At 67.8% G+C, this 23261-nt stretch carries 15 protein-coding genes and 3 pseudogenes; 6 read left to right on the top strand and 12 right to left on the bottom strand.

Annotated features, from left to right (window positions below; genetic code table 11):
• Positions 1–116: 116 nt before the first annotated feature.
• From QF037_RS01425 to QF037_RS01415, 3 genes are all read right to left on the bottom strand, one after another.
• Positions 117–1880 carry a hydroxysqualene dehydroxylase gene (locus QF037_RS01425; RefSeq protein WP_307021000.1) on the bottom strand — a complete coding sequence of 588 codons (1764 nt, stop codon included), beginning with the start codon at positions 1878–1880 and terminating at the stop codon, positions 117–119.
• 814 nt (positions 1881–2694) lie between these two features.
• Positions 2695–3825 (bottom strand): ABC transporter substrate-binding protein, encoded by a 1131-nt coding sequence (locus tag QF037_RS01420; RefSeq protein ID WP_307020998.1) that lies wholly within the window; start codon positions 3823–3825, stop codon positions 2695–2697.
• Between the two features lie 181 nt (positions 3826–4006).
• The gene (locus tag QF037_RS01415) at positions 4007–5044 is read right to left on the bottom strand and encodes a LacI family DNA-binding transcriptional regulator (RefSeq protein ID WP_307020996.1); all 1038 of its coding nucleotides are present in this window, start codon (positions 5042–5044) and stop codon (positions 4007–4009) included.
• A gap of 345 nt (positions 5045–5389) precedes the next feature.
• On the opposite strand from QF037_RS01415, the gene QF037_RS01410 reads away from it, so the two are divergent.
• From QF037_RS01410 to QF037_RS01395, 4 genes are all read left to right on the top strand, one after another.
• Positions 5390–6337, top strand: a complete 948-nt coding sequence (locus tag QF037_RS01410) for a carbohydrate ABC transporter permease (protein WP_307020994.1) — start codon at positions 5390–5392, stop codon at positions 6335–6337.
• The gene (locus tag QF037_RS01405; RefSeq protein WP_307020993.1) at positions 6334–7155 is read left to right on the top strand and encodes a carbohydrate ABC transporter permease; all 822 of its coding nucleotides are present in this window, start codon (positions 6334–6336) and stop codon (positions 7153–7155) included. The genes QF037_RS01410 and QF037_RS01405 overlap by 4 nt, the downstream gene beginning before the upstream one ends.
• Positions 7156–7210: 55 nt before the next feature.
• Positions 7211–8476: an ABC transporter substrate-binding protein gene (locus QF037_RS01400; protein ID WP_307020992.1), complete on the top strand. Its 1266-nt coding sequence runs from the start codon at positions 7211–7213 to the stop codon at positions 8474–8476.
• Between the two features lie 125 nt (positions 8477–8601).
• On the top strand, positions 8602–11682 hold the full coding sequence (locus tag QF037_RS01395) for an alpha-L-rhamnosidase (RefSeq protein ID WP_307020990.1): 3081 nt from the start codon (positions 8602–8604) through the stop codon (positions 11680–11682).
• 256 nt (positions 11683–11938) lie between these two features.
• Here QF037_RS01395 and QF037_RS01390 read toward each other — a convergent pair.
• Positions 11939–12100, bottom strand: a pseudogene (locus QF037_RS01390) (IS5 family transposase); the annotation flags it as partial.
• A 583-nt stretch (positions 12101–12683) separates the two neighbouring features.
• Here QF037_RS01390 and QF037_RS01385 point away from each other — a divergent pair.
• The gene (locus tag QF037_RS01385; RefSeq protein WP_307020988.1) at positions 12684–13817 is read left to right on the top strand and encodes an SGNH/GDSL hydrolase family protein; all 1134 of its coding nucleotides are present in this window, start codon (positions 12684–12686) and stop codon (positions 13815–13817) included.
• Positions 13818–14054: 237 nt separating this feature from the next.
• On the top strand, positions 14055–15416 hold the full coding sequence (locus QF037_RS01380) for an SAM-dependent methyltransferase (protein WP_307020986.1): 1362 nt from the start codon (positions 14055–14057) through the stop codon (positions 15414–15416).
• A gap of 130 nt (positions 15417–15546) precedes the next feature.
• Here the strand turns inward: QF037_RS01380 and QF037_RS01375 are convergent.
• The 8 genes and pseudogenes from QF037_RS01375 to QF037_RS01340 all read right to left on the bottom strand — a co-directional run bounded on the left by QF037_RS01375 (position 15547) and on the right by QF037_RS01340 (position 23258).
• Positions 15547–16203, bottom strand: a pseudogene (locus QF037_RS01375) (IS6 family transposase).
• A 41-nt stretch (positions 16204–16244) separates the two neighbouring features.
• Positions 16245–16505, bottom strand: a complete 261-nt coding sequence (locus tag QF037_RS01370) for an integrase core domain-containing protein (RefSeq protein WP_307036926.1) — start codon at positions 16503–16505, stop codon at positions 16245–16247.
• A 372-nt stretch (positions 16506–16877) separates the two neighbouring features.
• Positions 16878–17033, bottom strand: a pseudogene (locus tag QF037_RS01365) (transposase); the annotation flags it as partial.
• 161 nt (positions 17034–17194) lie between these two features.
• Positions 17195–17491 carry a transposase gene (locus QF037_RS01360; protein WP_307020984.1) on the bottom strand — a complete coding sequence of 99 codons (297 nt, stop codon included), beginning with the start codon at positions 17489–17491 and terminating at the stop codon, positions 17195–17197.
• Between the two features lie 300 nt (positions 17492–17791).
• Positions 17792–19426, bottom strand: a complete 1635-nt coding sequence (locus QF037_RS01355; protein WP_307020982.1) for a GDSL-type esterase/lipase family protein — start codon at positions 19424–19426, stop codon at positions 17792–17794.
• Positions 19427–19601: 175 nt separating this feature from the next.
• Positions 19602–21665, bottom strand: coding sequence for an alpha-L-fucosidase (locus QF037_RS01350; RefSeq protein WP_307020980.1), 2064 nt, complete (start codon positions 21663–21665; stop codon positions 19602–19604).
• A gap of 200 nt (positions 21666–21865) precedes the next feature.
• Complete coding sequence (locus QF037_RS50825) at positions 21866–22534, bottom strand: hypothetical protein (protein WP_373463637.1); 669 nt, start codon at positions 22532–22534, stop codon at positions 21866–21868.
• Positions 22461–23258: a FadR/GntR family transcriptional regulator gene (locus QF037_RS01340; protein ID WP_307020975.1), complete on the bottom strand. Its 798-nt coding sequence runs from the start codon at positions 23256–23258 to the stop codon at positions 22461–22463. The genes QF037_RS50825 and QF037_RS01340 overlap by 74 nt, the downstream gene beginning before the upstream one ends.
• Positions 23259–23261 lie beyond the last annotated feature (3 nt).

Below are 23261 nucleotides of genomic sequence, written 5' to 3'. Positions count from 1 at the left end.
GATCCCTACCCCAGCACCGTTGTCTGCCCAGCGGAGTCGTTAAACGGCAAGCTGATTCGCCGGAGCATCGGGAGAGCCCAGGGATCCCCGTCGCCGGGGACGGTTCAGCATTGCTGTCAACCGACGTCGAAGAGATTCGGCAGTCGAAGGAGGTAACGGGTGCGGTCGTGGCGTTTGATCCGCTCGAACTCGGGGGCCCGGTACAGCGGGGTGACGGTGCAGCGTTCCGCGGCCGAACCGATCCCGTCCAGCAGGGCGTTGACGGCCTGCCGGGCCGAGGTGTTGGCGCCTTCCATGGTGGCCAGATCGATGGGCACGGCCACATAGTCGCCGGACAGGAAGAGGTTGGGGATCTTCGTAGCCGATCGCGGACGGTGGTGGAAGGTCCCTGTCGGATGGATGAGCAACTGCTCCTCGTTGACCGGGTTCGCAGTGCCGAGGCCGTCGACGGCCGGATCGAGGAACCAGGAGTGCAGCACGGAGTCCTTCAGGACCGTACGGCCGCTGTCATTGAGCGCCGCCTTCAACTGCGCCCACACCTCGCGGGCGACTTCGGCGCGGGTGCACTGCTTGGCGGTCTTGCCGTACAGGATGCCCGGCTGGTCCCACTCGGAGACGTCCACGGACAGACAGTCCGCGACCGTGCCGTCGCCGAAGTCGGCAGGGAAGTCGTGGCCCGGCCAGTGCTGGGCCTGGGCGATCGCGGTCAGCGACCAGGGGGAGTCGATGAGGTCGAGGTGGCCGTGCAGTATCGGCGTACGTTCGGTGAGATAGAACTGTATGCCGGTCATCCAGTCCGTCTCCAGCCGGTCGCACTCGGCCAGTTGGGGATCGGCGGCGCGCACGGCGGAGTTCCAGGTGCGGCGCGCGTGCTCGACCGGCATGGCCGAGATGTAGTGGTCGGCGGTGACAGTCCGGCGGGCACCGCCCGGGTCCTCCACGACGGCGCCGGCGATCCGGCCCGTGTCCAGGATCAGGTCCCGTACGGTCCAGCCGATGTGGAACTCGACCCCGAGTGACTTCAGGTACGTCACCCAGGGGTCGATCCAGGCCTCGTTGGTGGGCGCGTTGAGGATCCGGTCCAGCGGTCCGTCCGCGCCCCGCCCGAGGAGGTTGAAGGCGAAGGCCTCCAGCAGGGTGGCGACGGTACGGGTGCTGGCCTCCTCCGCCTTGGTGGCCACGATGTTGCGGGTGATGCCAATGGCGAGGATCCGCTGGTAGTCGTACGACATCCGTTCGGCCCGTACGAACTCCCACCACGGCATCTGCTCCCAGGTCTCGTCGCGGCGTTCATCGCAGCTGGTGAGGAAGACCAGGAAGCGGTTGGCGAAGTAGAGGGCCTCGTGGAGGGGGAGGTTGAAGGCGGTGTCCAGGACCGAGGTGAGGGCGCGGCGGATCTCGTCGGGGGTGAGTTCGGCCGGGGTGTTGCCGGGCCACGGAAGCGGGATCCGGATGTCCTCGCGGCCGCCCGACCGGGCGAACAGCATCTCCTTCGGGGCGACGAGGTTGTCGTGGACACCGTTGAGGTTGCCGGGGAAGGGGATGCGCCGCATGGTGTCGGGCAGGTTGTGGTAGATGCCGGGGATGAAGCGGAAGCCGTGCTCCCCGGGCAGGGGCCCGCGGCCGCCCGTGCCGCTGTCCGGTACGTCCATGCTGCGGGCCTTGCCGCCCAGCGCCTTGCGTTCGTAGACCGTGACCCGGAAGCCGCGTTCGGCGAGTTCGTGGGCGGCCGTGAGCCCGGCGACGCCCCCGCCCAGTACGGCCACGGTCTGTGCGGCGGCGCCGTTACGGGCCGCGGCCCGTTGGGGGGTCGCGAGGGCGACCCCGCCGCCGGCGGCCGCGGCCGAACCCAGGAACCCTCTGCGTGTGGTGCCGCCCATCGCTACCCCTTACCGTAGGTAACCACCGGCGCACGAGGATATGGGCGACGCACCGATCCTGGAAGACGGCCAACGGAGCTTGGGCCACTTTGGCTTGATGCCGCATCATCTCGGCGCACCCGACGGCGTGCGGCCAAGGCGTTCCAGATCCCACTGCGGCCAGCCGCATGCCGAGAGGCGGGGAAGTGTTGAGGGAGCGAATTTCATCCTGGAGCGGAGCAACGGACTCATAATCCGTCGGCCGTGGGTTCGAGTCCCACCCGCCCCACCTGCGCAAGCCTTTGACCTGCGGAAACGTTCATTTTGTCCTGTCGGATCGTCAACTTTGCCTGAACGGAATGAATCCGCTGCCCGTGAGTTTGGAGTCCGGAGACGGCCGGGGGAGCTGCAAACCGTCTGACCTGCAGCTGAGTGGATGATCGAGGTCCTGGCTCACGGTCCGGGCGACTGCCTTGAGGGCCGATGCCAAGACCCAGGGGCCGTACAGGGGCCGGGGCGGCGCAGACGTGTCCAGGCCAGCGGTGTCTCGGGGCCGATCCGTTGTCCCACTTGATGGTGGCGCTGCTGGCGCAGCCATCCACAGCGCGGCCAATGGAGCGCCCAGAAGAGTGGGGCGAGCTGCAGCATTGTGAGTTCGTCCTGTCCTGGACGAGGCTGAGCGCAGGCAGCTGGCGCAGTGGGCGCGGCGGGCCAAGACCGCCCATTTCCTCGCGCTGCGAGTCCGGGGCGGCAGAGTGTCAGGTCTGGCGGGTGCGGGTGCGGGTGCGGGTGCGGGTGCGGGCGCGGTGCGCCGGCCGACGCACCCGCCCCACGTCTATACCCCTGGGTGCAGTCCCAACCAGCCGGGTGTTGGGTCGCCCTTGACCTCGCCGAAGTAGAGGGCGAAGGTCTGCTTCCAGCGTTCGACCGCGGCACGGTCGGCCATGAAGCGGGGGAAACCGTCCACGTGGGCGTTCGGGTACTCCCAGATCGGCTTCAGTCCCGCCGGGGGAGTGACGTCGGTGCGGACGGACCAGCCGTTGAACGACCCGTTCTGCATCTCGGCCGACAGCTGCCAGTTGAGGAAGAGCTTGGCGGCCGTGGAGTTCCTGGCCTGCTTGAGGATCGCGGCGCGCTGGCCCCAGGCCATGAACGGGTGCCCGGCGCCGATGGCGAACGTTACGGGAGAAGTGCTGACCGCAGATCCGGCAGTGCCGACACCGATCGCCTTCTGCCCGCCGAAGACGGCGTCGCCCGGGGAGTTGCTGCCCCGCCCGAACCGCACGTCCTGCTCGGCGAACTTGGCCACCCAGTCCCAGCCGTACTTCTGGGCGTACAGCGAGAAGAGGTAGAGGACCGCGTCGTCGTCGTGCGGGTAGGCGGAGGCGATCTTCCCCTTCCACTTCGGGTCGACCAGGTCGCGCGGGGTGAGCGGCGTCGTCCCGCCGACTTTCGCCGTGTCGTACATGAAGCTGAAGGCGAGCGCCCCGGTGGCCACCCATGCGCCCTGCGGGTCCTTGAACTTGTCGTAGACCTTGGAGAACCCGGCGGGCTTGTAGTGCAGGAGGCGGCCCTGCTGCTTCCAGCGGTCGAAGTCCTGGAGGGTCTGGAACTGGACGACGTCCGGGACGAGGGTGTCGGTGGCGAACTGGTTGTCGACGCGGACGTCGTGGTACTTGCTGTAGTCGACGATCAGCGTGAGGTCTATCTCCGGGAAGCGGTCCTTGAAGGCCGCCTTGGTGGCGTCCTGCTGGGTGGGGGTGTCGCCGCCGGCGTAGACGACGAGCTTGCCGCCCTCCACGAGCGCGGCCTGGTAGAGCTCGTCGAGCGTTCGCGTCTCCTCGCGCCCGCCCGCACCGCGGTAACCCGCCGGGGCGGCCGCGGCCGGAGTCGCGGTGGCGCCGAGGGCTCCGACGCCGAGGGCGGCACCGGTGGCCAGGACATGTCGTCTGCTGAAGGTGGTCACGCTGAAGAGGCCTCTCTCGTGGGGGGTGGAGTGGTGAAGCCCCGGCGCCTGGGCACGGCCATGGTCGTCGGGCGCCCTTCATCCTTGCCTCACCCCACCGGATGGGCAACGTTTTCCAAAGGCCAAATTCAACTTTCAATCGAACGATTGAACGCCCGCTGCACAACTCGGAGCTGACGCCCTATTCCGTCAGCCGCGCAGTGGACCGGCGCGGCACGAGCGTGGGGGAGAGGGTGACCTGGGCCGATCGGCGGCCACGGTCGGCGATCCGCTCCAGGAGGAGGCGTACGGCGTTCTGGCCCATCTCGCGACCGCCCTGGTCGACGCTGGTGAGGGAGATCGGGCCGAACGCGGCGAACGTGGTGTTGTCGTAGCCGGCCACCGAGAGGTCGCCGGGCACGGACAGCCCGGCCTCGGCGACTGCTTCGAGCACGCCCATGGCGACGATGTCCGCTCCGGCGAAGACGGCCGTGGGCCGGACGGGCCGGGCCAGCAGCTCCTTCGTGCCCCGGTAACCGCCGTCCTGGGTGTAGCTGGTGGAGACGACGTCGGTCCACTCCTCCAGGCCGTGCTGCCGCATGGCCTGGCGATAACCGTCGGCGCGGCGGGCGTTGGGCATCTCCGTGAGGCGCGTCGGATCGGTCTCGTGATGCTCGATGTGGGCGATCCGGCGATGCCCGAGGTCGGCCAGGTGGCCGACGACCAGCGCGGCGCCCTCGACGTCGTCGTCGGCCACCGTGTCGTACGCAGGAGACGAGCCGTGGCGGCCGATGACGACGGTCGGCACCGCGCTGCCGACGCGCTCCATATGGGCGCGTGAAGAGATCGGTGCAACCAGGATGATGCCGTCCATGCCGCGGTCGATCATTGCCTCGGTGACGCGGGCCTCCTCCTTCTCCCCGTTGCAGCCCGGGCCGAGGAGCACCTGGTACTCGGTGTCCGCAAGCGAGGTGGTGATGCCGTCGAGGATCTCGGGGAAGAAGGGGTTGCGGATGTCGGGCAGCATGACACCGATGGTGTACGTCTGTCCGCGCAGGCCCCTGGCGCCGGCGTTCGGCCGGTAGCCCAGTTCGTCGATCGCGCGGCGCACCTTGGCGCGCATCTCGGGGCTGGCACCGTACGCGTTGCGCAGCACCTTGGAAACGGCGGTCGTGGACACCTCTGCGTGACGGGCGACGTCGACGATGGTGACGCGTCGAGGCCGGGCCTGCGGCTCCATCCGGTTCCTGTCCCTTCGGGAAACGTTGTCGGCGAGTGTAGGACGGAATGCGTGATTCGGTGGAGCCGCCGCAGACCCTGAGCCGCGTCGCCGTCGTAACAATTGCGCAGCTTGCTCGGCATCTTGACGTCACGCAGGACGCTCTCTAGGGTCTGGCAACACCTATGGGAAACGTTACCCATCGGACTCCGGGTCATCCGGCCCCGCATCCGACCACCGGACCATCCGACACCTGGACCGCATCACCCACCACGACAACCGGTCGGCGCCCTCACACACAGTCCGCAGTGCTGGAGCCCCGATTCAACACTCTGTTTGAAACGTTTCATGAGAGGAGGTGCGTCGATGACCCTCGCCCCGCACGAGCAGCTGCCGGACCATGACCGGCCTCCCGATGCGAAGCGGGCGCCGAAGGTCCGGCGGGCGCGAACCACCCCGCCCTGGTGGTTCGCGCTGCCCGCGCTGCTGCTGTTCGCCTTCGTGGTCCTGGTGCCGAGTGTCCGCGGTGTCTACTACGCCTTCACCGACTGGGACGGTCTCGACCCCGACTTCTCGTTCATCGGCCTGGACAACTTCTCCGACATACTCGACGACCCCGACGCAATGCAGGCCATCTGGCACACCCTGCTGATCGCCGTGTCGATCACGGTCGTCCAGAACGCCGTGGGTCTGCTGCTGGCCCTCGGCGTCAACTCGGCGATCAAGTCCCGCAACGCGCTCCGGGTGTTCCTGTTCGCCCCGGCCGTGATCACCCCGATCGTCACCGCCTACCTCTGGCGCAACCTGCTCGGCCCGGACGGCGCGGTCAACAGCCTGCTCGGCGCCGCGGGGCTGGACGGCTGGCAGCAGGACTGGCTGGGCAGTCCGCAGGTCGCTCTGTGGTCGGTGATCGGAGTGATCGTCTGGCAGTACGCCGGCTACTCGATGGTCATCTTCCTGGCCGGACTCCAGTCCGTGCCCAAGGAGATCCATGAGGCGGCTGCCATCGACGGGGCGGGCCCCGTGCGCCGCTTCTGGTCGGTCACGCGCCCGCTGCTGGCCCCGGCCCTCACCATCAACCTGATGCTGTCGATCATCGGCGGCATCAAACTCTTCGACCAGGTCTACGCGTTGACCAGCGGCGGCCCCGGCCACGCCACCGACACCCTCTCCACCCTGATCTACAAGGACGCCTTCACGCTCGGCGAGTTCGGCTACAGCATCGCGCTCGCGGTCGTCCTCACGATCATCGTGGCAGTCGTCTCGACCGGTCAGTACCTGGTGCTGTCCCGCAACGAGAGGGCCGTCTCATGATCCGCTACCGCCGCCGCACCCTCGCGCTGGAACTGGCGATGATCGCCGCGGCCCTGGTCGTGGGCTTCCCGGTGTACGTCCTGGTCAACCTGGCCGTACGCCCGGCGTCGGACACCTCCTCACCGATCAGCCCGACCACCTCACCCACCCTCGCCAACTTCACCCAGGCCTGGCAGCAGGGCGCGCTGGGCGGGGCGTTGGTCAACAGCGTGCTGGTGACGGTGTGCAGTGTCGTCATCGTGCTGGCCGTCTCGTCGCTCGCGGCGTACCCCCTGGCCCGGGTGGCGGCCCGCTGGTCCCGGGGAACGTATCTGACCTTCCTCCTGGGCCTGGTCCTGCCGTTCCAACTGGCGGCCCTGCCGCTCTACCAGACCATGCGGGACATGGGGCTCCTCGGCACCCCCTGGGCGTTGGTCCTCTTCTACTCCGGTCTGCAGGTGCCCTTCACCGTCTTCCTGTACGTCGGCTTTCTGCGCGCCTTGCCCCGGGACTTCGAGGACGCGGCACTGATCGACGGCTGCACCTCGCTGCAGGGCTTCCGGTACATCGTCCTGCCGATGCTCAAACCGATCACGGTGACCGCTCTGGTGCTCAACACGGTCGCCATCTGGAACGACTTCTTCACCCCGTTGCTGTACCTCAGCGGCAGCGCGCAGCAGACCATGCCGGTCTCCATCGCTGGTTTCGTCGGCCAGTACGTCACCGACTGGAACCTCATCTTCGCCGCACTGGTGATCAGCATCCTGCCCGTCCTGCTCGTCTACTTCCTGCTCCAGCGCAGCATCATCAACGGCTTCGCGGGTGGGCTGCGCGGATGACACACACCGCCCACCCGTCCCTCATGTTCGGTTGCTCTTCCTCGAGGGGGACTTCATGAAGACACGCACACTCCCGGCCCTGATCGCCGCGGTGACATCCGTGGCGGTGTTGGCCGCCTGCAGCGGCGGTACCAGGGCAGGAGACTCCGGCGGGGGATCGAAGACCCTGACGCTCGCCTCGGTCGACCAGGGCTCCGTCGAGGACGTCGTCAAGGCCTTCGAGAAGGCCAACCCCGGCGTCAAGGTCCGCTACACCACCAGCGGCGCCGACCAGTACCAGCAGCAGATCCGCACCCAGCTGTCCTCGGGCACCGCACCCGACGTGATGTCGGTCTGGCCCGGCAACGGCAACCCGGGCGCCACGGTCGTCCTGGCCAAGCCCGGCTATCTGCGCGACCTTTCGGACCAGTCCTGGGCCGCCAAGATGCCGGACGCCATCAAGACCGTCGCGCAGTACGAGGGCAAGACGTACAACGCGATCTTCGGCCAGAACGGCATCGGCGCCGTCTACAACGAGCAGGCCGTGCAGAAGGCCGGGCTCACCGCGCCGGACACCTGGACCGACCTGCTGGCCTTCTGCAAGGCCGCGAAGGCCAAGGGAACCCCGGCCTTCGCCCTCGGCAACCAGGACAACTGGGTGACCCAACTCGTCCTGTACGCACTGGTCGCCACCACCGTCTACGGCCCGGACCGCGACTTCGACCAGCAGATGCAGGCGGGCCAGGCCACCTTCGCCCAGTCGCAGTGGGCCACCGCCCTGGACAAGTACCTCACGATGGAGAAGACCGGCTGCTTCCAGAAGAACCCGCTGGGCACCAACTACGAAGCCAGCCAAGCCCTCGCCGCCTCCGGAAAGACCCTCGGCATCATCCAGGGCAACTGGGTGATCGCCCTCCTGAAGGGCAAGAACCCGAAGGGCACGTTCACGCTCAAGGCGCTCCCCGCCACCGATGACCCCTCCCAGACCCTCATCCCGGCGGCTGCGGGCGCCGGCTACGGCGTCAACGCCAAGGCGAAGAACAAGGAACTCGCCCTGAAGTTCGTGAACTTCGTGATGTCGCACGAGGGCATGAACCTGTTCGTCAAGAAGCAGGGCGGTCTGCCCTCCCTGCCGGACACGGGGTACGTGGCGGATCCGTCCCTGGCCGAACTGTCCAAGTTCATCACGTCGGACCGCACCGTGCCGTTCATGGACCAGCTGTGGCCCAACGCCAAGGTCCAGCAGACCATGCTCAGCGGCCTTCAGGAGATCTTCAGCGGCCAGTCCACGCCCGAAAAGCTCCTCGCCGAGATGGACACCGACTACAAGTCCGGCTCCTGACCACCCCCCAACACCCGAAGGGATGACGGTGTGAGCAATGCACCCCACCATGCGGACGGCACGGACCGTGACCTCGGCAAGAGCGATGCCCCGGCGGAGGCAACGCGGGAATCCGCCGTAGAACCATGCTCGTGGCGACGGCCGGCGCGGTGCCGGTAGTGGCCGGCGCCGTGGGCGGCTCGGCCACCGCGCAGGCGGCACCGTCCCGCCGTCCGGACGCCGCGGTGACCGGACTGACCGTGGAACACCGCACCGACCCCCTGGGCGTGGACGCCGAGCGGCCGCGCTTCGGCTGGCGCATGCGGTCCGCGTCGCGCGGGCGGAGCCAGGGGGCCTACCAGATCCTGGTGGCGAGCTCACGGGACAGGCTGACGGCCAGTCGCGCGGACGTCTGGGACAGCGGCCGCGTACGCTCCGCCGATTCCGTGGCTGTCCGCTACGCGGGCAGGGCGCTGAACACCTCAACCCGCTACCACTGGACCGTCACCGTCTGGGACGCCGAAGGCCGTCCGGTCGGTACGGCGCCCCCCGCCTTCTTCGAGACCGGCCTCATGAGCACTGACGGCGTCGGCGGATGGGAGGGCTCGCAGTGGATCGGGATGAAGGGGAAGGTCCCCAACTCGGCTGGGGCGCCGATGCTTCGGAGGCAAGTGGTTCTGAAAAAGGGGATCCGCGAGGCGCGGCTGTACGTCTCGGCCCTCGGCGTGTACGAGGCCTATGTCAACGGACGCCACGTGACCGTCCCGCAGGACGACGGCACCGCGATCGAACTGCTCCCCCCGGGCTCGACGAACTACGACGCGCGCGTCAACTACATGACGTATGACGTCACGGACCTCGTGACGCGAGAGCGCGCGGACGTCACCCTCGGGTTCGTCCTGGGTAACGGCTGGTACAACGGCCGTATATCCGACGGCAGTACGTACTACTCGGCGGACGGCAACGCCTTGGCCGTCAAGGCCAAGCTACTGATCCGGTACGCCGACGGGACGTCGCAGACGGTCGTCACCGGGCCGGACGGCGGCTGGAAGGCCACCGACACCGGCCCCTACCGCGCCGACGACATCTACGACGGCCAGACCTACGACGCCCGGATGGAGCTGCCGGGCTGGACAGCGCACGGGTTCGACGACTCCGCCTGGTCGGACGTGGAGCGAGTCGCCTTCGAGGACAAGTTCCCGGACGCGCAGCTCCTCGTCTACCCGGGCGAGACCGCGCGCTTCATGGACCGTTGGGATCGGCGACCGCGGTCGATCACCGTCGCCACGGGGGTGACCGGGCAGGACGGCAGCCCCAACGGCAGGGGCCGCATCGTCGTGGACCCCGCCCGGACGGTGACCGACCCCGTGAAGGCGGCCTCCGCCTCGGCCACGATCGGCAGTGGCGAGACGGCCGTCTTCGACCTCGGTCAGAACATGGTCGGTGTGGCCCGCTACAGCCTGCGCGGCCCCGCCGGAGCCAAGGTCGAGTTCAGGTTCGGCGAGATGCTCAATGACGACAGCACCGGCGCGGACGGCCCCGAGGGCTCCCTCTACCGGGCCAATCTCCGAAGCGCCAAGGCCACTAGCACCTACATCCTCAAGGGCGACCGGCACGGCGAGACCCACCAGGACTGCCTGACCTTCTATGGCTTCCGTTATGTGTCCGTCACCACGACGGACACCGTCACGATCGCCGGCCTAACCGGAAAGGTCGCCACCTCCGCGATCCGCGAGATCGGTACCTTCACCACCAACGATCCCGACATCAACCAGCTTGCGAGCAACATCCGTTGGGGTCAGCGCGGCAACTACCTCTGGGTGCCCACCGACTGCCCGCAGCGCGACGAACGCCTCGGCTGGACCGGCGACACCCAGGTCTTCTCCACGACGGGTCTGTACAACGTGGACGCCGGGGTCTTCCTCAGCCACTTCCAGGACACGGTCGTCGACTCCCAGGCCATCTACGGTACGGACAAAGCCCAGTTCACCGGGGTCGCCCCCACCGGACGATTCAACTTCCCTGGCGGCGGCAGCGGTTGGGCGGACACCGGTGTCATCGTGCCCTGGGCCGTGTGGCAGATGACCGGGGACGCGACCATCGTCAAGGACAACTGGCCGGCGATGACCCGCTACCTGGACTGGATCCAGGAGCAGACCGGCGACACCTATGCCGGACAGGGCTCCCTCACCGGCGACTGGCTGGGGCCCCAGAAGACCAGCGCCCAGCTGATGAGCGACGTCTACTACGGCTACAGCACCCGGCTGATGGCACAGATGGCCCGCGCGATCGGCAGGACGGCGGAGGGAGAGGTGTACGACCGGCTCTTCGGACGCATCAGGCAGGCGTTCATCACCAAGTACCTGAGCACCGAGGGCGGCGCGGTCACGGTCAAGTCCAGCCTCGGCGACGCCTCCCCGATCGAACCGGGCTCCGACCCCAACCAGAAGACGGAGGACAACAGCCAGACGGCGCTGCTCTGGGTCCTCAAGCTCGGTTTCTACGAGACGGAGGCCCAACGCCGCACACTCGTCGGGCATCTCGCCGACAACATCGGCAACGACGAAGCCTACAAGGCGGCGCACCCGAACAGCAGCCGGGTCAGGTACGCCGAGAACACGCTGTCCGTCGGCTTCCTCGGCGTCAACGTCCTCGCCCCCATCCTCACCGACGAGGGGCGCGCGGACCTGGCGTACAAGCTGCTCCACCAGGACGCCTTGCCGTCCTGGCTGTTCTCCGTGAAGAACGGCGCCACCACCGTCTGGGAGCGATGGAACTCCTACTCCAAGGAGGACGGGTTCGGGCCGGTAAGCATGAACTCCTTCAACCACTACGCCTACGGCGCGATCATGGAGTGGATGTACGCCTACATGGCCGGCATCGCCCGCGACCCGGACAGCCCCGGCTTCAAGCACTTCGTCCTGCAACCCCACATCGATCCCACCGCCAGGATCACGCAGGTGTCGGGCTCGCACGAGTCGCCGTACGGCGAGATCAGGAGCGAGTGGAAGATGGAGGACGGAGGCGGGAGCCTTGTGTACGACGCGCTCGTGCCCGCCAACAGCGAGGCGACGCTGCGCCTTTCAGTCATCTCCGCCGATGCCGTACGCGAAGGACGGACTCCGCTGGCCCGAGTGGACGGGGTGCGTCTCCTCGGCCACAAGGACGGTGTGGCCTCGTACAGGTTGCCCTCGGGCCGATATCACCTGACCGCCCGGCTCCGCTGACCTGCCGCCAGACGCCTGTCAGGCAGGTGCCGACATCACGAAGCGGCCGTGTTCGCGGCGCCGAGGGGGCATCGCGGACGCGGTCATCGACAGCACCCGGCGAGCGGGGGCGCGACCAGTGCACGCCGGGCGCTGCCCCGCTGAACTCGTCGCAGACCAGGCGCTGGAGTGCTGGACGAGATTTTCCGAACGGGCTTAACGACGCGCTAGTCTGCGATCAGGCGGCTCACCTGCGAAAACGCTGTGCGGCTCCACCGTAGAGGACCGCGTCGAGCAGGCTGCGTAGGTCGTGGTTCGGTGGACGGCCGATGTCCAGTCCGCGGCCGCGGCGTTCGGCCCGCCAGGCGGTCAGGATCGGCTCGACCAACTCCCAGCGGGCATCGGACAGATCGCTCGGATAACGACGGCGTTCAGGCACGATCCCGGACTACCCACAGAGCCCAGGCGCGCGTTCCAGCGCTCGAAGCGCACGGCGCGTAATCCGGCGCCTTGGGATGAAACAGGAGCAGCCAGACCAAGACACCCGCTTAATCAACCCTCCCGCAACGCAGATCGCATCAACCCCATCGCCCCCACCAGATCAGGCATGGATATCTACCTAAAGCACCTTAATGGCGATGAAAACACCCTCTCAGTGCCTGTTTCTGAGAGGAGAACCTCCCCAGTCGATCACCGACAGACAGGCTACCAACGGGTCCCGTCACCAAGTGCGAATTGATGGGATCATTTTGGCCGTTACACGTGTCAGAGGATCCGTCACTTTGTCGGCCTTCCCACAGCCAAGCCGGTGGCCAGCCCCCTAGATTGACGCCCGCACCCGAAATTAACCCGGGCAGAACCCGCAAGCTCATCGGCGGCATACATCCCATCTAGGCTTTTCAGAAAGGCCTTCTTCGGGTGCCCGGGAACCGTGGCGGCTGAGTTGCGCTGCTTCCCGCCATGTCTCACCCCATGCTGATCGGCATTTCGGACCCCCCACACAACTGAAAGTGCACCAAGTGATGAGATTCCTCCAGCGTTTCGGCCCCGGACTGGCCATCTCTGCTGCGGCGATCGCGTTGAGCACGCCCGGACCGGCCATCGCCGACGAGGCGACCAACGGCAAGGACGCCACGTACTACATCTCGCTCGGCGACTCCCTGACCACGGGTTACCAGCCGAACGTCGACAAGGACACCGACCTCGCCTACACCGACCAGCTCTACGCGCAGCTCAAGCAGCGCACCCCCGGACTGAAGCACATACGCCTCGGCTGCACCGCTGAGACCACCGAGTCTCTGATCAAGGGCGGCAAGTGCGACTACCCGCACGCCAAGTCCCAACTGGACGCCGCCCTGCAGGCCTTGGCCCAGCACCGCGGCAAGGTCGCCTACGTGACCCTCAGCGTGGGCGCGAACGACATCCTCCTCAACTGCGTCGGCCCGGCCGGCACCCTCGACGGGGCGTGCCTGAACAGCCGGAGCCAGACCATGGCGAAGAACATCGCCCAGATCGCGGGCGCGCTCCGCGAGGCGGGCACGAAGAACACCCAGTTCGTGGGATCGACGTACTACAACCCGTTCCTGGCGACCTGGCTGCTGGGCGCCGCGGGTCAGCAGGCCGCCAAGGAGTCGGCACCCCTGGTCGGGGTCGCCAACACGGGCATCACCCAGGTGTACAAGTCCACCGGCTTCAAGGTGGCGGACGTGGCCGGGGCCTTCTCCTCGGACGACTTCACCACCCAGGTCAACGTGCCCGGCGCGGGTGAGGTGCCGGCCAACGTGGCCAAGATCTGCCAGCTGACCTGGGCGTGCACGAAGAAGGACCCCCACCCCAACGCCGACGGCCACAAGCTGATCGCCGGCGCCTTCGCGGCGCAGCTCGCCGACAACGACGTGCCCGGTGCGAGTCCGTCCCCTACCCCCACCCCTGACGACTCGGCCACGCCCGAGCCCGGCACCAGCACGGGCAGCGGCAGCGGCAGCGGCACCGGCAGCGGCACGGGGGCGAACCAGCCGTCCACGAACGGAGACCTCGCCGAAACCGGCGCGTCGAGCAGCACCCCCGTCCTCGCGGGTGCCGGTCTCGCCGTCGTGGCGGCCGGCATTGCCGCGGTCTACTTCGCGCGCAGGCGCCGTACGACCAACGAGAGCTGACAGTCAGTCAGTAGATCCCGGACGACAGCAGGCCGCCCGCGATGTCGCGGGGGGCCTGCTGCCCGGCTACGGACGACCGGGCAGCCCGGAGGGCGGGGCTCGCCCTGCTGCGCAAGGCACAGCGCGATGGGCACGGTCACACAAGGTTGTTCTCCATCCCCTGCTCCTACGCCCACCAGCTGCTGACCGACGTGGGGCCGGTGGATAAGGCCCGCGTTTTGAACTGAGAGGTTTCACATGACCGAACCAGCCGCAGCAGTTCTGGCCCGCTTCAGTGAACAGGCGCTGGGTCTCCCCCTGCCCGTGGGAATCCGCCTCTGGGACGGCAGCACGGCCGGTCCCAAGGACGGGCCGGCCTTCGTCCTGCACAACCGCGAAGCTTTGCGGCGTCTGCTGTGGCGGCCCGGCGAGCTGGGGCTTGCCCGCGCCTGGGTGGCCGGAGACCTCGAAGTCGACGGCGACCTGTACGAGTTGCTGAAACGCATCTCGACCCTGCTGTGGGAACGGGAGGAGTCCGGCAGCCGCACGGCGGCGCTCCGCGGAGCGCTGAGCGTGCTGACCACCCCCGGCAGCCTGCGTACCGTGAGCCGAACGCTCGGCCTCGCGGGGGTCGGGCTCCCGCCGGCACCACCCGCCGAGGAGGTGGTGCGCCGTCGCGGTCCCGCGCACAGCATGCGCCGTGACAAGGCGGCCATCAGTCACCACTACGACGTGGGCAACGACTTCTACGCCCTGGTCCTGGGCCCCTCCCTCGTCTACTCCTGTGCCTACTGGCAGAGCGACCCGTCCTCCGGCTCCGACAACACTCTGGAGCAGGCCCAGGAGGCCAAACTGGACCTGGTCTGCCGCAAGCTCGCTCTGCGCAAGGGGCAGCGGCTGCTGGACGTGGGCTGCGGCTGGGGCTCGATGGCCATACACGCGGCCGGACGCTACGGCGTACAGGTCGTAGGGGTCACCATCTCGGACGAGCAGGCGGCACTGGCTCGCGAGCGTGTCGCCGCGGCGGGGCTTGAGCACCTGGTGGAGATCAGGGTGCAGGACTACCGCCAGATCGACGACTCCCCCTTCGACGCGATCTCCTCGATCGGTATGGCCGAGCACGTGGGCAGGAAGCGATACCGAGAGTACGCAGACATCCTGCATCAACTGCTGAAGCCCGGCGGGAGGTTGCTCAACCACCAGATATCGCGGCGCCCTGTGCGGGACGAAGGGAAGTACCGGATGGACCCCTTCATCGACCGGTACATCTTCCCCGACGGCGAGCTGGCTCCCATAGGCTCCACCGTGTCGCTGCTGGAGGAAGCGGGCTTCGAGGTGCGCGACGTCGAGTCCCTGCGCGAGCACTATGCCCTCACGCTACGTGAGTGGGTGGCCAACCTCGAAGCGCACTGGGACGAGGCGGTCAAACTGACCTCGCCCGGGCGGGCGCGGGTATGGCGCCTGTATATGGCTGCCTCGGCGGTCGGGTTCGAGACCAACACGATGGGCGTCAACCAGGTGCTGGCGGTCAGGACCGGCGGTGACGGCCTGTCCGGCATGCCGTTGCGCAGGGACTTCCTGGGGGCCTCGACCTTGACCTCGACCTCGGCGCTCGCCTGACGAGGCGTCGGCCCGGTGCCGTCGGTGGGTGGAACACGCCTATCTCGAGCAGGGGCGTTGTCACGTTGTTGGGGGTGTGACTGCCTGACGGCGCGTCGGGGCAGGGTGGGCTTGGGAGCCGGGCCTGTGGTCAGGCCGTGGTGGGTCGGTCGGCAGCGCCGGTGATCTGGTCCCAGATGGCGAAGCGGATGGTCATTTCGGCTCGGTAGTCGGGGGCGGTCATCAGGTGGCGTCTGGGGCGGAAGTGGGGTGAGATGCCGCTGAACGCGGACAGGAACCGCTGGGCAGCGCCGGTGCTTCGGAAACCATTCATCGCCCGTTCGCGCTGCCTTGTGGGCTGGTGGCTGTTCTCCGCCCGGTTGTTCAGCCCCTTGTGGGAGCGGTGCTCGACGGAGGGCATGACCTCGCGGTGGGCCGCCCCGTAGGAGCGGAGCCTGTCGGTGACGACCACCCCGGGCACCGTGCGGGTCTTCTTCATCAGCCTGCGGAAGAAGCGTCTGGCCGCGGTCTTGTCCCGCTGGTTCTGCACCAGGATGTCCAGCACCATGCCGTCCTGGTCGACCGCCCGTCAGAGGTACTTCTGCTCGCCGTTGATCTTGATGAAGATATCGTCCAGGTGCCACTTGTCCCCAGGCCGGGGCCGACGGCGACGCAACTCGCGTGCGTAGGCCGGGCCGAACTTCACACACCAGCGGCGGACCGTCTCGTAGGAGAGGACGATCCCGCGCTCAAGCATCAGCTCCTCGACCTCGCGGAACGACAGCGGGAAGCGGTGGTACAGCCACACGCAGGGGGAGTGTCAATCCCCTGGTTCCGTAGAGACTTCGGTTATGCGGTCTGATCTTTCTGGCCGTGTCGCTCGCGCGCTTCGGCGATGATTCTTTCGAACTCCTCGGGCGGTAGGCCGCCGGCCGCGCTGTGCCTTCGTCGCGGGTTGTAGAACCCAGTGATCCATGTGGCGATCTTCAGGCGGGCCTCGGTCCGGGTCGCGAATTGTCGGCGGTGGATGTACTCGACCTTGATCAGCGAGTTGAAACTCTCCGCGGCGGCATTGTCCAGCGCGGACCCCACCCGTCCCATGGACTGCACCACGCCCAGGCGGTCACAGAGCTTGTTGTACGCCTCGGACGTGTACTCGGCGAGTTCAACCAGTCGTTGCAACACCGGGCTGTTGCAGCGAGCGTAGCTGCTCTTCGAAGACCTCGGCGGGTGTCCGCCAGCCGAGGGTCTTGCGGGGCCGGTTGTTGATGGCCATGGCGACGGCTTCGAGGTCAAAGTGTTGCGACGACCAGTTGAATCCACCGTCGCCAAGTAGATCTTGCCCTCGCCGGTCTCGATCTCGGTCATGTCGCCGTACCACAGCAGATCCGGAGCGACAGCGTCGAACCGACGACGCACCAGGTCAGGGGCGGCTTTCCGCTTGCCCTGCCGGGTCAGTGACTTCCGCCGACGCGGGGGCTTGCGCCCCTGTAGGCCGAGCTCGGCCATGATCTCGGCGACGGTGGTGTTCACCGACACCTGCCAGCCCTCCTCCCACAAATCCAGCGTGATCCTCGGCGACCCGTACGTCTCGCCCGACGCGCGGAAGAAGTACCTGATCCTTTCCTCCAGCTTCACGCGCCTGACCTCACGTTCCGTCGGCTCCGCGGAACGTCGCCGCCATTTGTAGAACCACGCCTCGCTCACCCCGAGCAGGCGACAGGACCTCCGATGGGGCACGGTGTGCTCGGCTCTCTGGCGACCGATGAAGGCGACCAGCGCCTCCGGTTCGTTCTCGGTCACTTCACCCAGAGAGCCATGGCACGCTTGAAGACATCACGCTCCATCTCAACTTCCTTGATCCGCTTGCGGTTCTCCACGCTCTCCCGGCGCAGCCGCACGAGCTCCTCGCGTTCCAGCTCGCCCAGCGTCCCGCCCCCGCCGGCCCTCCGGGCCCGCGCCACCCAGCTGCCCAGGGTGGTCTCCTTGAAACCGAGATCGGCCGCTACCTGCGCGATCGTCTTCCCCGTCTCAGTCACGATCCGCACAGCCCCCTCACGGAACTCGGCATCGTACGACTGTCGCTTCTCCGCCATGACTCTCAACTTCCCCTGCAGTCACAGCCTCAACGCTACGAGGGGAAGGTCAGGAGATGACCTCGGCCGGGTACCGGTGCCCGTTGTACGACAGCGACGCGCTCCCCACGGACGCCCCTTCCCAGGCTGATCAACCAGAAGATCATCCCACCGGTCAGCCAACGTGACAGTGCCCTTGGCCGGCATCGTCGGCAGTAGCTGCCCGCAGGCGCACGGATGACGGGCCGTTCCGTCCGGTGCCCCGTACACGCGCAGAGGGGGCACCGGACGGAACTACGCCGTCCGGGAGGTGGGCACCGCTCAGGAGGTGAGCAGCGCGAGGTTCACCGTGTTGGCCATGGCCTGCATGCCGGCGCTGTTGGGGTGCAGATGGTCGCCGCTGTCGTAGGCGGGGAGCAAGCGCGCCGGGTTGGCCGGGTCCCGGAGCGCCGCGTCGAAGTCGATCACCGCGTCGAACGCGCCGCTGGTGCGGATCCAATCGTTGACCTGGGCGCGGATGGCGGCCTTGGCGGCGGTCTGCGTGGAGTTCGGCAGGATCGTCCCGCCGATGATCCGGACACCGGCCTGGTGCGCCTGGTTGATCATGGTCTGGTAGCCGGCGATGATCTGGTCGGCGGTGACGGTGGTGGAGTTGATGTCGTTGATGCCCTCCAGCACGATGACGTCCTTCACGCCCGGCTGGGTCAGGACGTCGTGGGAGAACCGGGTCATGGCCGCGATGCCCTGCGGCGCGGACGGGCTGTCGGTGACCACGCGGTTGCCGCCGATGCCCGCGTCGACCACGCCGAGGCGCTGGCCACCGGACTCGGCCTGCAGCCGCCGGGCGAGGTAGTCGGGCCAGCGCTGGTTGGCGTTGTCGGTGGCGCTGGAGCCGTCGGTGATGGAGTCGCCGATGGCCACGACGGTTCCCTTGGCCGTGGGTGACACGACGTCGAGTCCGGCGACGTAGAACCAGCGGGCCGTGGTGGTGGCGAAGTTCGTCGCGGCCTCCTCGGCCGCGTGGTTGCCGGTGCCCGCGGCGGACAGGTAGGAGGTCTGGTGGGCGTCGTAGTGGTAGGTCGAGGCGCCGGTGGTGCCCGGGAGGTAGACGCTCACCAGCAGGTTCTGCTCCGCGACGACCGGCATCGGGATGACGTCGCTGGTCAGTTCCTGCCCAGCGGGGATGGTCGGCGTGGCCGAACGGCCGAAGGTGACGGTGTGGGTGGTGCCCGCGACCGCGGTGGCGCCGCTGGACTGGACCGCCACCGTGACGGCACCGACCGAGAGGGCGGTCGTGCCGCGCAGGTTGGACAGCCGGATGCGCAGCCCCGCGCCGGAGGTGTTGTTGTGGACGACCATCCGGATGGTCTGCGCGTTGAAGCTCTGGCCGCCGCTGACCATGGCCGGGCCCCAGGTCGCCGAGCGCAGACGCTCGGTCAGGCTCCACTGCTGGTTGGCCGTGTTCTTGCAGGTCCACTGGATGAGCGCGCGGTCCTCCGCGGTGGAGCCGCCGGAGACGTCCAGGCACAGGCCGCTGCGGGCGGAGACGATCGCCGAACCGCTGAAGGCCCAGCGCTGGTTGCCGGCGCCGGTGCAGGTCCCCTGGACGATCGGGGCGCCCGCGTTCGTGGAGCCGTTCGCCACGTCCATGCACTTGCCGCTGTTGATGTTGACCAGCGAGAAGGTGCCGTCGCCGTGGTCGACCGCCTCCCACAGCTGGCCGGGGCCGCCGGAGGCGGTCTTCTGCACGACCGTCGCGCTGTTGGCCAGGGAGTCCGACAGCACGGCGGCGTTCTTGCCGCTGTTGGCTGCCGTCAGGGTGTAGACGTGGCCGCCCTGCGGCGCGTCCGCGGCCGAGGCGTCTGCCGCCGGGACGAGGGCGAGTCCGGCAGCGGCCAGGCAGGTGGCGGATGCCGTGGCCGTGAGTCTGGCGGAGAGTCTTCGGGAGGTGCGCATGTGCGGCCCTTCTTTGCTGGGTGGGGACGTGCGGCTCTTCCGCGTGGGGACGTGCGCGTCTTCTTCGTGGAGACGTGCGGGTCGGAGGGGCCCCGGCCCACAGCGGCCACGCGGGAGGCGCGTCGTGGCGCTGTGGTCCGGGAAGAGGTACGGGCGGCGCGGCCGTGACGGGTGGTCAGGAGGTGGGCTGGAACGTCCACAGCAGGTTGTTGTTGGTCACCCAGGTCCACTGCTTGGTCACAGACCCGGAGGAGACCTGTCCGCCGCCGTCGAGGACGAGTCCGGTGGTGCGGTTGGCGATCGAGTACTGGCCGTTGCCGCGGTCGGTTATCTTCCACTGCTGGTGGGGATCGCCGTTCCAGGCCGCTTGCTGGGCTGGAGCGCCGTTGCTGGTCGAGCCCCAGCCGTCGGCGACCATGCCGTTGGCGCGGTTGACCAGCCTGTAGTAGCCGTCGCCGAGGTCTACGGCCTGCCACTGGAGGTTGGGGCTGTCGACCGGCGTCCACTGCTTGAGGTTCGAGCCGCTGGCGACGTTGCCGCCGCTGTCCAGGGCCAGACCGTCCGTGACGTTGATCAGACGGAAGTACGTGGCCGGGTTGAAGGTGACCTTCAGCGAGACGATGGCGTCGTTGCTGCCGGTCACCCGCAGGTCGGGATTGTCCGCGGTGAACGTCCAGGCCGTGCCGGTGAAGTTGTCGCCGGAGTAGCCCGTCACCCGGTAGCCCTGGGGCACCCTGAGCGAGGAGATGGTCGCGGAGCCCACTCCCGCGGCCGACAGCTGGGAGGAGGTGTAGCTGCCCAGCGGCAGGGCGGCGCTCGCCGAGGAGTAACTCACGTCCTGGAACACGGTCACCCGGGCTGCGCCGGCGGCCGTGGGGACGCCGCTGACCTCGACGCAGACCACGGAGTCATTGGCGTCCGGGGCGGTAGCCGGCACGGTGACGCTGATCTGGCCGCCGCTGACGGTGTAGGTGAGCGAGGCCGAGGGGTTGTTCATCAGGTAGACGCGGCTGATCGTGTTGGTGATCGCCGGGATCTGCAGCACGCCGCCCGCGGGCCAGGTGAAGACGTGGGCGAACAGCTTGCCGTCCTTCTTGGTAGCCCTGCCCCAGGTGGGGTCGGTGGTGAAGGGGCTTGCCGTGGCTCCGTGCACGCTGTCGCCGTACGTCGCCATCCAGGAGGCCAGGCCGCGCAGAACGGTCACGGATCCGGTGGTGACAGAGCCGTCGCCCTTGGGGCCGATGTTCAGCAGGAAGTTGCCGTCCCGCGAGACGCAGGTGACCAGTTCCTGAACGAAATCCTTGACGGGGCGGTAGGAGTTCTCTCGGCCCGCGTTGTAACCCCAGGCGCCGTTCATGGTGTCGCATCTCTCCCACTGGCGCTCCAGCGGCGCGTTGGGGACACCGAACTCCGCGACCGTGTAGTCGCCCAGACCGAGGTCCCGCTTGACCCGTTCGTTGACGACGAGTTGGGGCTTGCGGGCGATCAACCAGTTGTAGAGGTCGACACCGTCCGACCGCAGCCACCAGTCCTGGAGGGTGGGGCTGGAGGGTTCGCCGAACCAGTCGCCGTCGAACCACAGGAGCGCCGGGTCGTAGCGGTCCAGCAGCTCCTGCAGTTGGGCTTTCATGTCCGCGATGTAACCCGTGCGGGCGGCCTGCGATGCCATCGTGGTGACACCGCCGCTTCGGATGGTCTGGGAGGGGTGGTTCCAGTCCAGGATCGAGTAGTAGAGCCCGAACTTGACGCCTCGTGCCTCGCACTCGGTCTTGAGCGCCGCCAGCAGATCACCCTGGACACCGGCGTAGTCGTGCAGGTTGTACAGCTTGGTGCCGGTGGTGTCGGTGAAGTTGGGGACGTTGGAGTCCCACATGGCGAAGCCTTCATGGTGTTTGGCAGTGATGACCAGGTACTTCATGCCGGCGTCCGCCGCCAGTTGGGCGATGGTTGCCGCGTTGAACGCGGTCGGGTTGAAGTTCGCGGACACCTGGGTCTGGTAGTTGGCCTTGGACCAGCTCTCGGAGCTGAAGGCCCACTCGCCGTGGCCGAGGTAGGAGTAGGACCCGAAGTGGATGAACATCCCGAACCGGGCCTGGTACCACCAGTCCATCTTCGAGGAGACCGAGTACGCCTCGGCGGCGGTGGGCCACAGGGCCTGCGGCAGTCCGAAGGCCACGGTACCGCCGGCGAGGGCGGCGGCCTTGATGAGGGAGCGCCTGCTGAGGGGAGCGGAGGTCATTTGCGGCTCCAGAAGGGGTGAAGGACACGGGGCGTGTGGACAGTGGTTTGTCCGTGACTCAGCCCGGACGGCGGGGAACGGCGGCTCGTGTCCGATCAGGCCACATCCTCTCGGACATCGGATGTATTAAGCGGTACGCCCTCACGTGTTGTCTAGAGCTGGGGACAGAAACGGGAAAGCTCCTCGGCACTGCCCCATGATCAGGTCAAAATGCAAAAATAGATCGGATCTATCACGATCGATGCGTGGAAAATGCACACGGCTTCGCAGCGCGGCCACCTGACCGCACTGCGAAACCGTGATGTGCTCCGGCGGCTACGCGTCCCCCAGCACGATGATGTCGAGGGTCCTGGGCCCGTATACGCCCCCACCCGCTCCAGCTCGATGTCGCCGGTCACCGAGGGACCTGAGATGAGTGTCAGCGGCCGCGACGGGTCGAGGCGGCGGTTCGACTGCGCTCCCACCACCTGGGCGCCGTTCGCGCCGGGCAGCGGGCGGATTTCGATGGCGTCGAAGTCCGGTGTCCAGGCGGAGGAGTTGGAGAACTTCAGCGTGTTCGACGAGCCCTTGGCCAGGAAAGCCTCGACCGAGACGGTGCCGGGCGTGGTCCAGGAGCCCGTCGGCGGGAAGGACACCGTGGTGGCCTGCTGCCCGTTGACCTGGAGGACGGCCGTACGGGCGGCGTTGGTGCCGTTGGTGTAGGCGATGTCGACGACCTTGGCGCCCGTGGCGGCGGCCGTGACGTTGTGGGAGGATGCGCCGCAAGACGAGCTCCGGGTGCGCGCTGACGCAGCGTTACCCGAACAGGCGCCGCTGGATCTCGCGCCGGTAGTCCTCCAGGGTTCTGTCGAGGTGTGCCGCGGTGGCATGCGCCGCCTCCTCGGGGCGGCCGTCACGGATGGCCCGGTAGATCGCCTCGTGTTCCTCGACGGCCGCCCCGGTGTTCTCGCCGAGCGTGTCATGGATACCGATGGCACTGGACTGGCGCTGCAGACGTCGTGCGTCCCGCACGGCGCTGACGAGGAAGTTGTTGTGCGAAGCCGCGGACACGGCCGCGTGGAAGTCGTCGTCCGCCTGATTGAACACGTCGACCTGGCGGTGGACGAACCCATGCCGGCACTGCTCCATGGCCACCTCGATGGTGCGCAGTTCCGAAGGAGTGGCGCGGGTGGCCGCCAGACTGCTGGCGGACATCTCCTGGACCCTGCGGAACTCGAACAGCATCAGCACATGGTCGATGTCGACGGGACGGAAGAAGCCTCCCCAACGGCTGGTGATGAGCATGCCTTCGTCCTCCGCGACGAACAGGCCTCTCCCCTTGTGGGCCCGTACGCGGCCCAGGGCCGAAAGGATCTTCACGGCTTCCCGCACCACCGCCCTGCTGGTGCCCAGCATCTGGGCCAGGTCGATCTCCGTGGGCAGCCGGTCACCCGGCACCAGCCGCTCCCCGGCGATGTACTCGAGGATCCGCTCCGCCACGATTTCGTACCCGGGACGGTAGTCACGCCGCTCGTCCGAGCCGTCCACCGCCGCGGGCGCAGCGGGAAGGACCTGAGCCGGCAAAGCCTCTTCGATCGCTGGCGTGTCGTCCATTTG

Source organism: Streptomyces canus, from assembly GCF_030815415.1.
Classification (GTDB): domain Bacteria; phylum Actinomycetota; class Actinomycetes; order Streptomycetales; family Streptomycetaceae; genus Streptomyces; species Streptomyces canus_F.
This window is presented reverse-complemented; position numbering and strand designations above follow the sequence as displayed.

Bases quoted from the DNA above. Each gene is read 5' to 3' on its own strand.
- QF037_RS01355 (WP_307020982.1), bottom strand. From the start codon at position 19,426: ATGCGCACCTCCCGAAGACTCTCCGCCAGACTCACGGCCACGGCATCC.
- QF037_RS01340 (WP_307020975.1), bottom strand. From the start codon at position 23,258: ATGGACGACACGCCAGCGATCGAAGAGGCTTTGCCGGCTCAGGTCCTT.
- QF037_RS01350 (WP_307020980.1), bottom strand. From the start codon at position 21,665: ATGACCTCCGCTCCCCTCAGCAGGCGCTCCCTCATCAAGGCCGCCGCC.
- QF037_RS01405 (WP_307020993.1), top strand. From the start codon at position 6,334: ATGATCCGCTACCGCCGCCGCACCCTCGCGCTGGAACTGGCGATGATC.
- QF037_RS01380 (WP_307020986.1), top strand. From the start codon at position 14,055: ATGACCGAACCAGCCGCAGCAGTTCTGGCCCGCTTCAGTGAACAGGCG.
- QF037_RS01415 (WP_307020996.1), bottom strand. From the start codon at position 5,044: ATGGAGCCGCAGGCCCGGCCTCGACGCGTCACCATCGTCGACGTCGCC.
- QF037_RS01410 (WP_307020994.1), top strand. From the start codon at position 5,390: ATGACCCTCGCCCCGCACGAGCAGCTGCCGGACCATGACCGGCCTCCC.
- QF037_RS01360 (WP_307020984.1), bottom strand. From the start codon at position 17,491: ATGGCGGAGAAGCGACAGTCGTACGATGCCGAGTTCCGTGAGGGGGCT.
- QF037_RS50825 (WP_373463637.1), bottom strand. From the start codon at position 22,534: ATGCCACCGCGGCACACCTCGACAGAACCCTGGAGGACTACCGGCGCG.
- QF037_RS01400 (WP_307020992.1), top strand. From the start codon at position 7,211: ATGAAGACACGCACACTCCCGGCCCTGATCGCCGCGGTGACATCCGTG.
- QF037_RS01395 (WP_307020990.1), top strand. From the start codon at position 8,602: ATGCTCGTGGCGACGGCCGGCGCGGTGCCGGTAGTGGCCGGCGCCGTG.
- QF037_RS01385 (WP_307020988.1), top strand. From the start codon at position 12,684: ATGAGATTCCTCCAGCGTTTCGGCCCCGGACTGGCCATCTCTGCTGCG.
- QF037_RS01425 (WP_307021000.1), bottom strand. From the start codon at position 1,880: ATGGGCGGCACCACACGCAGAGGGTTCCTGGGTTCGGCCGCGGCCGCC.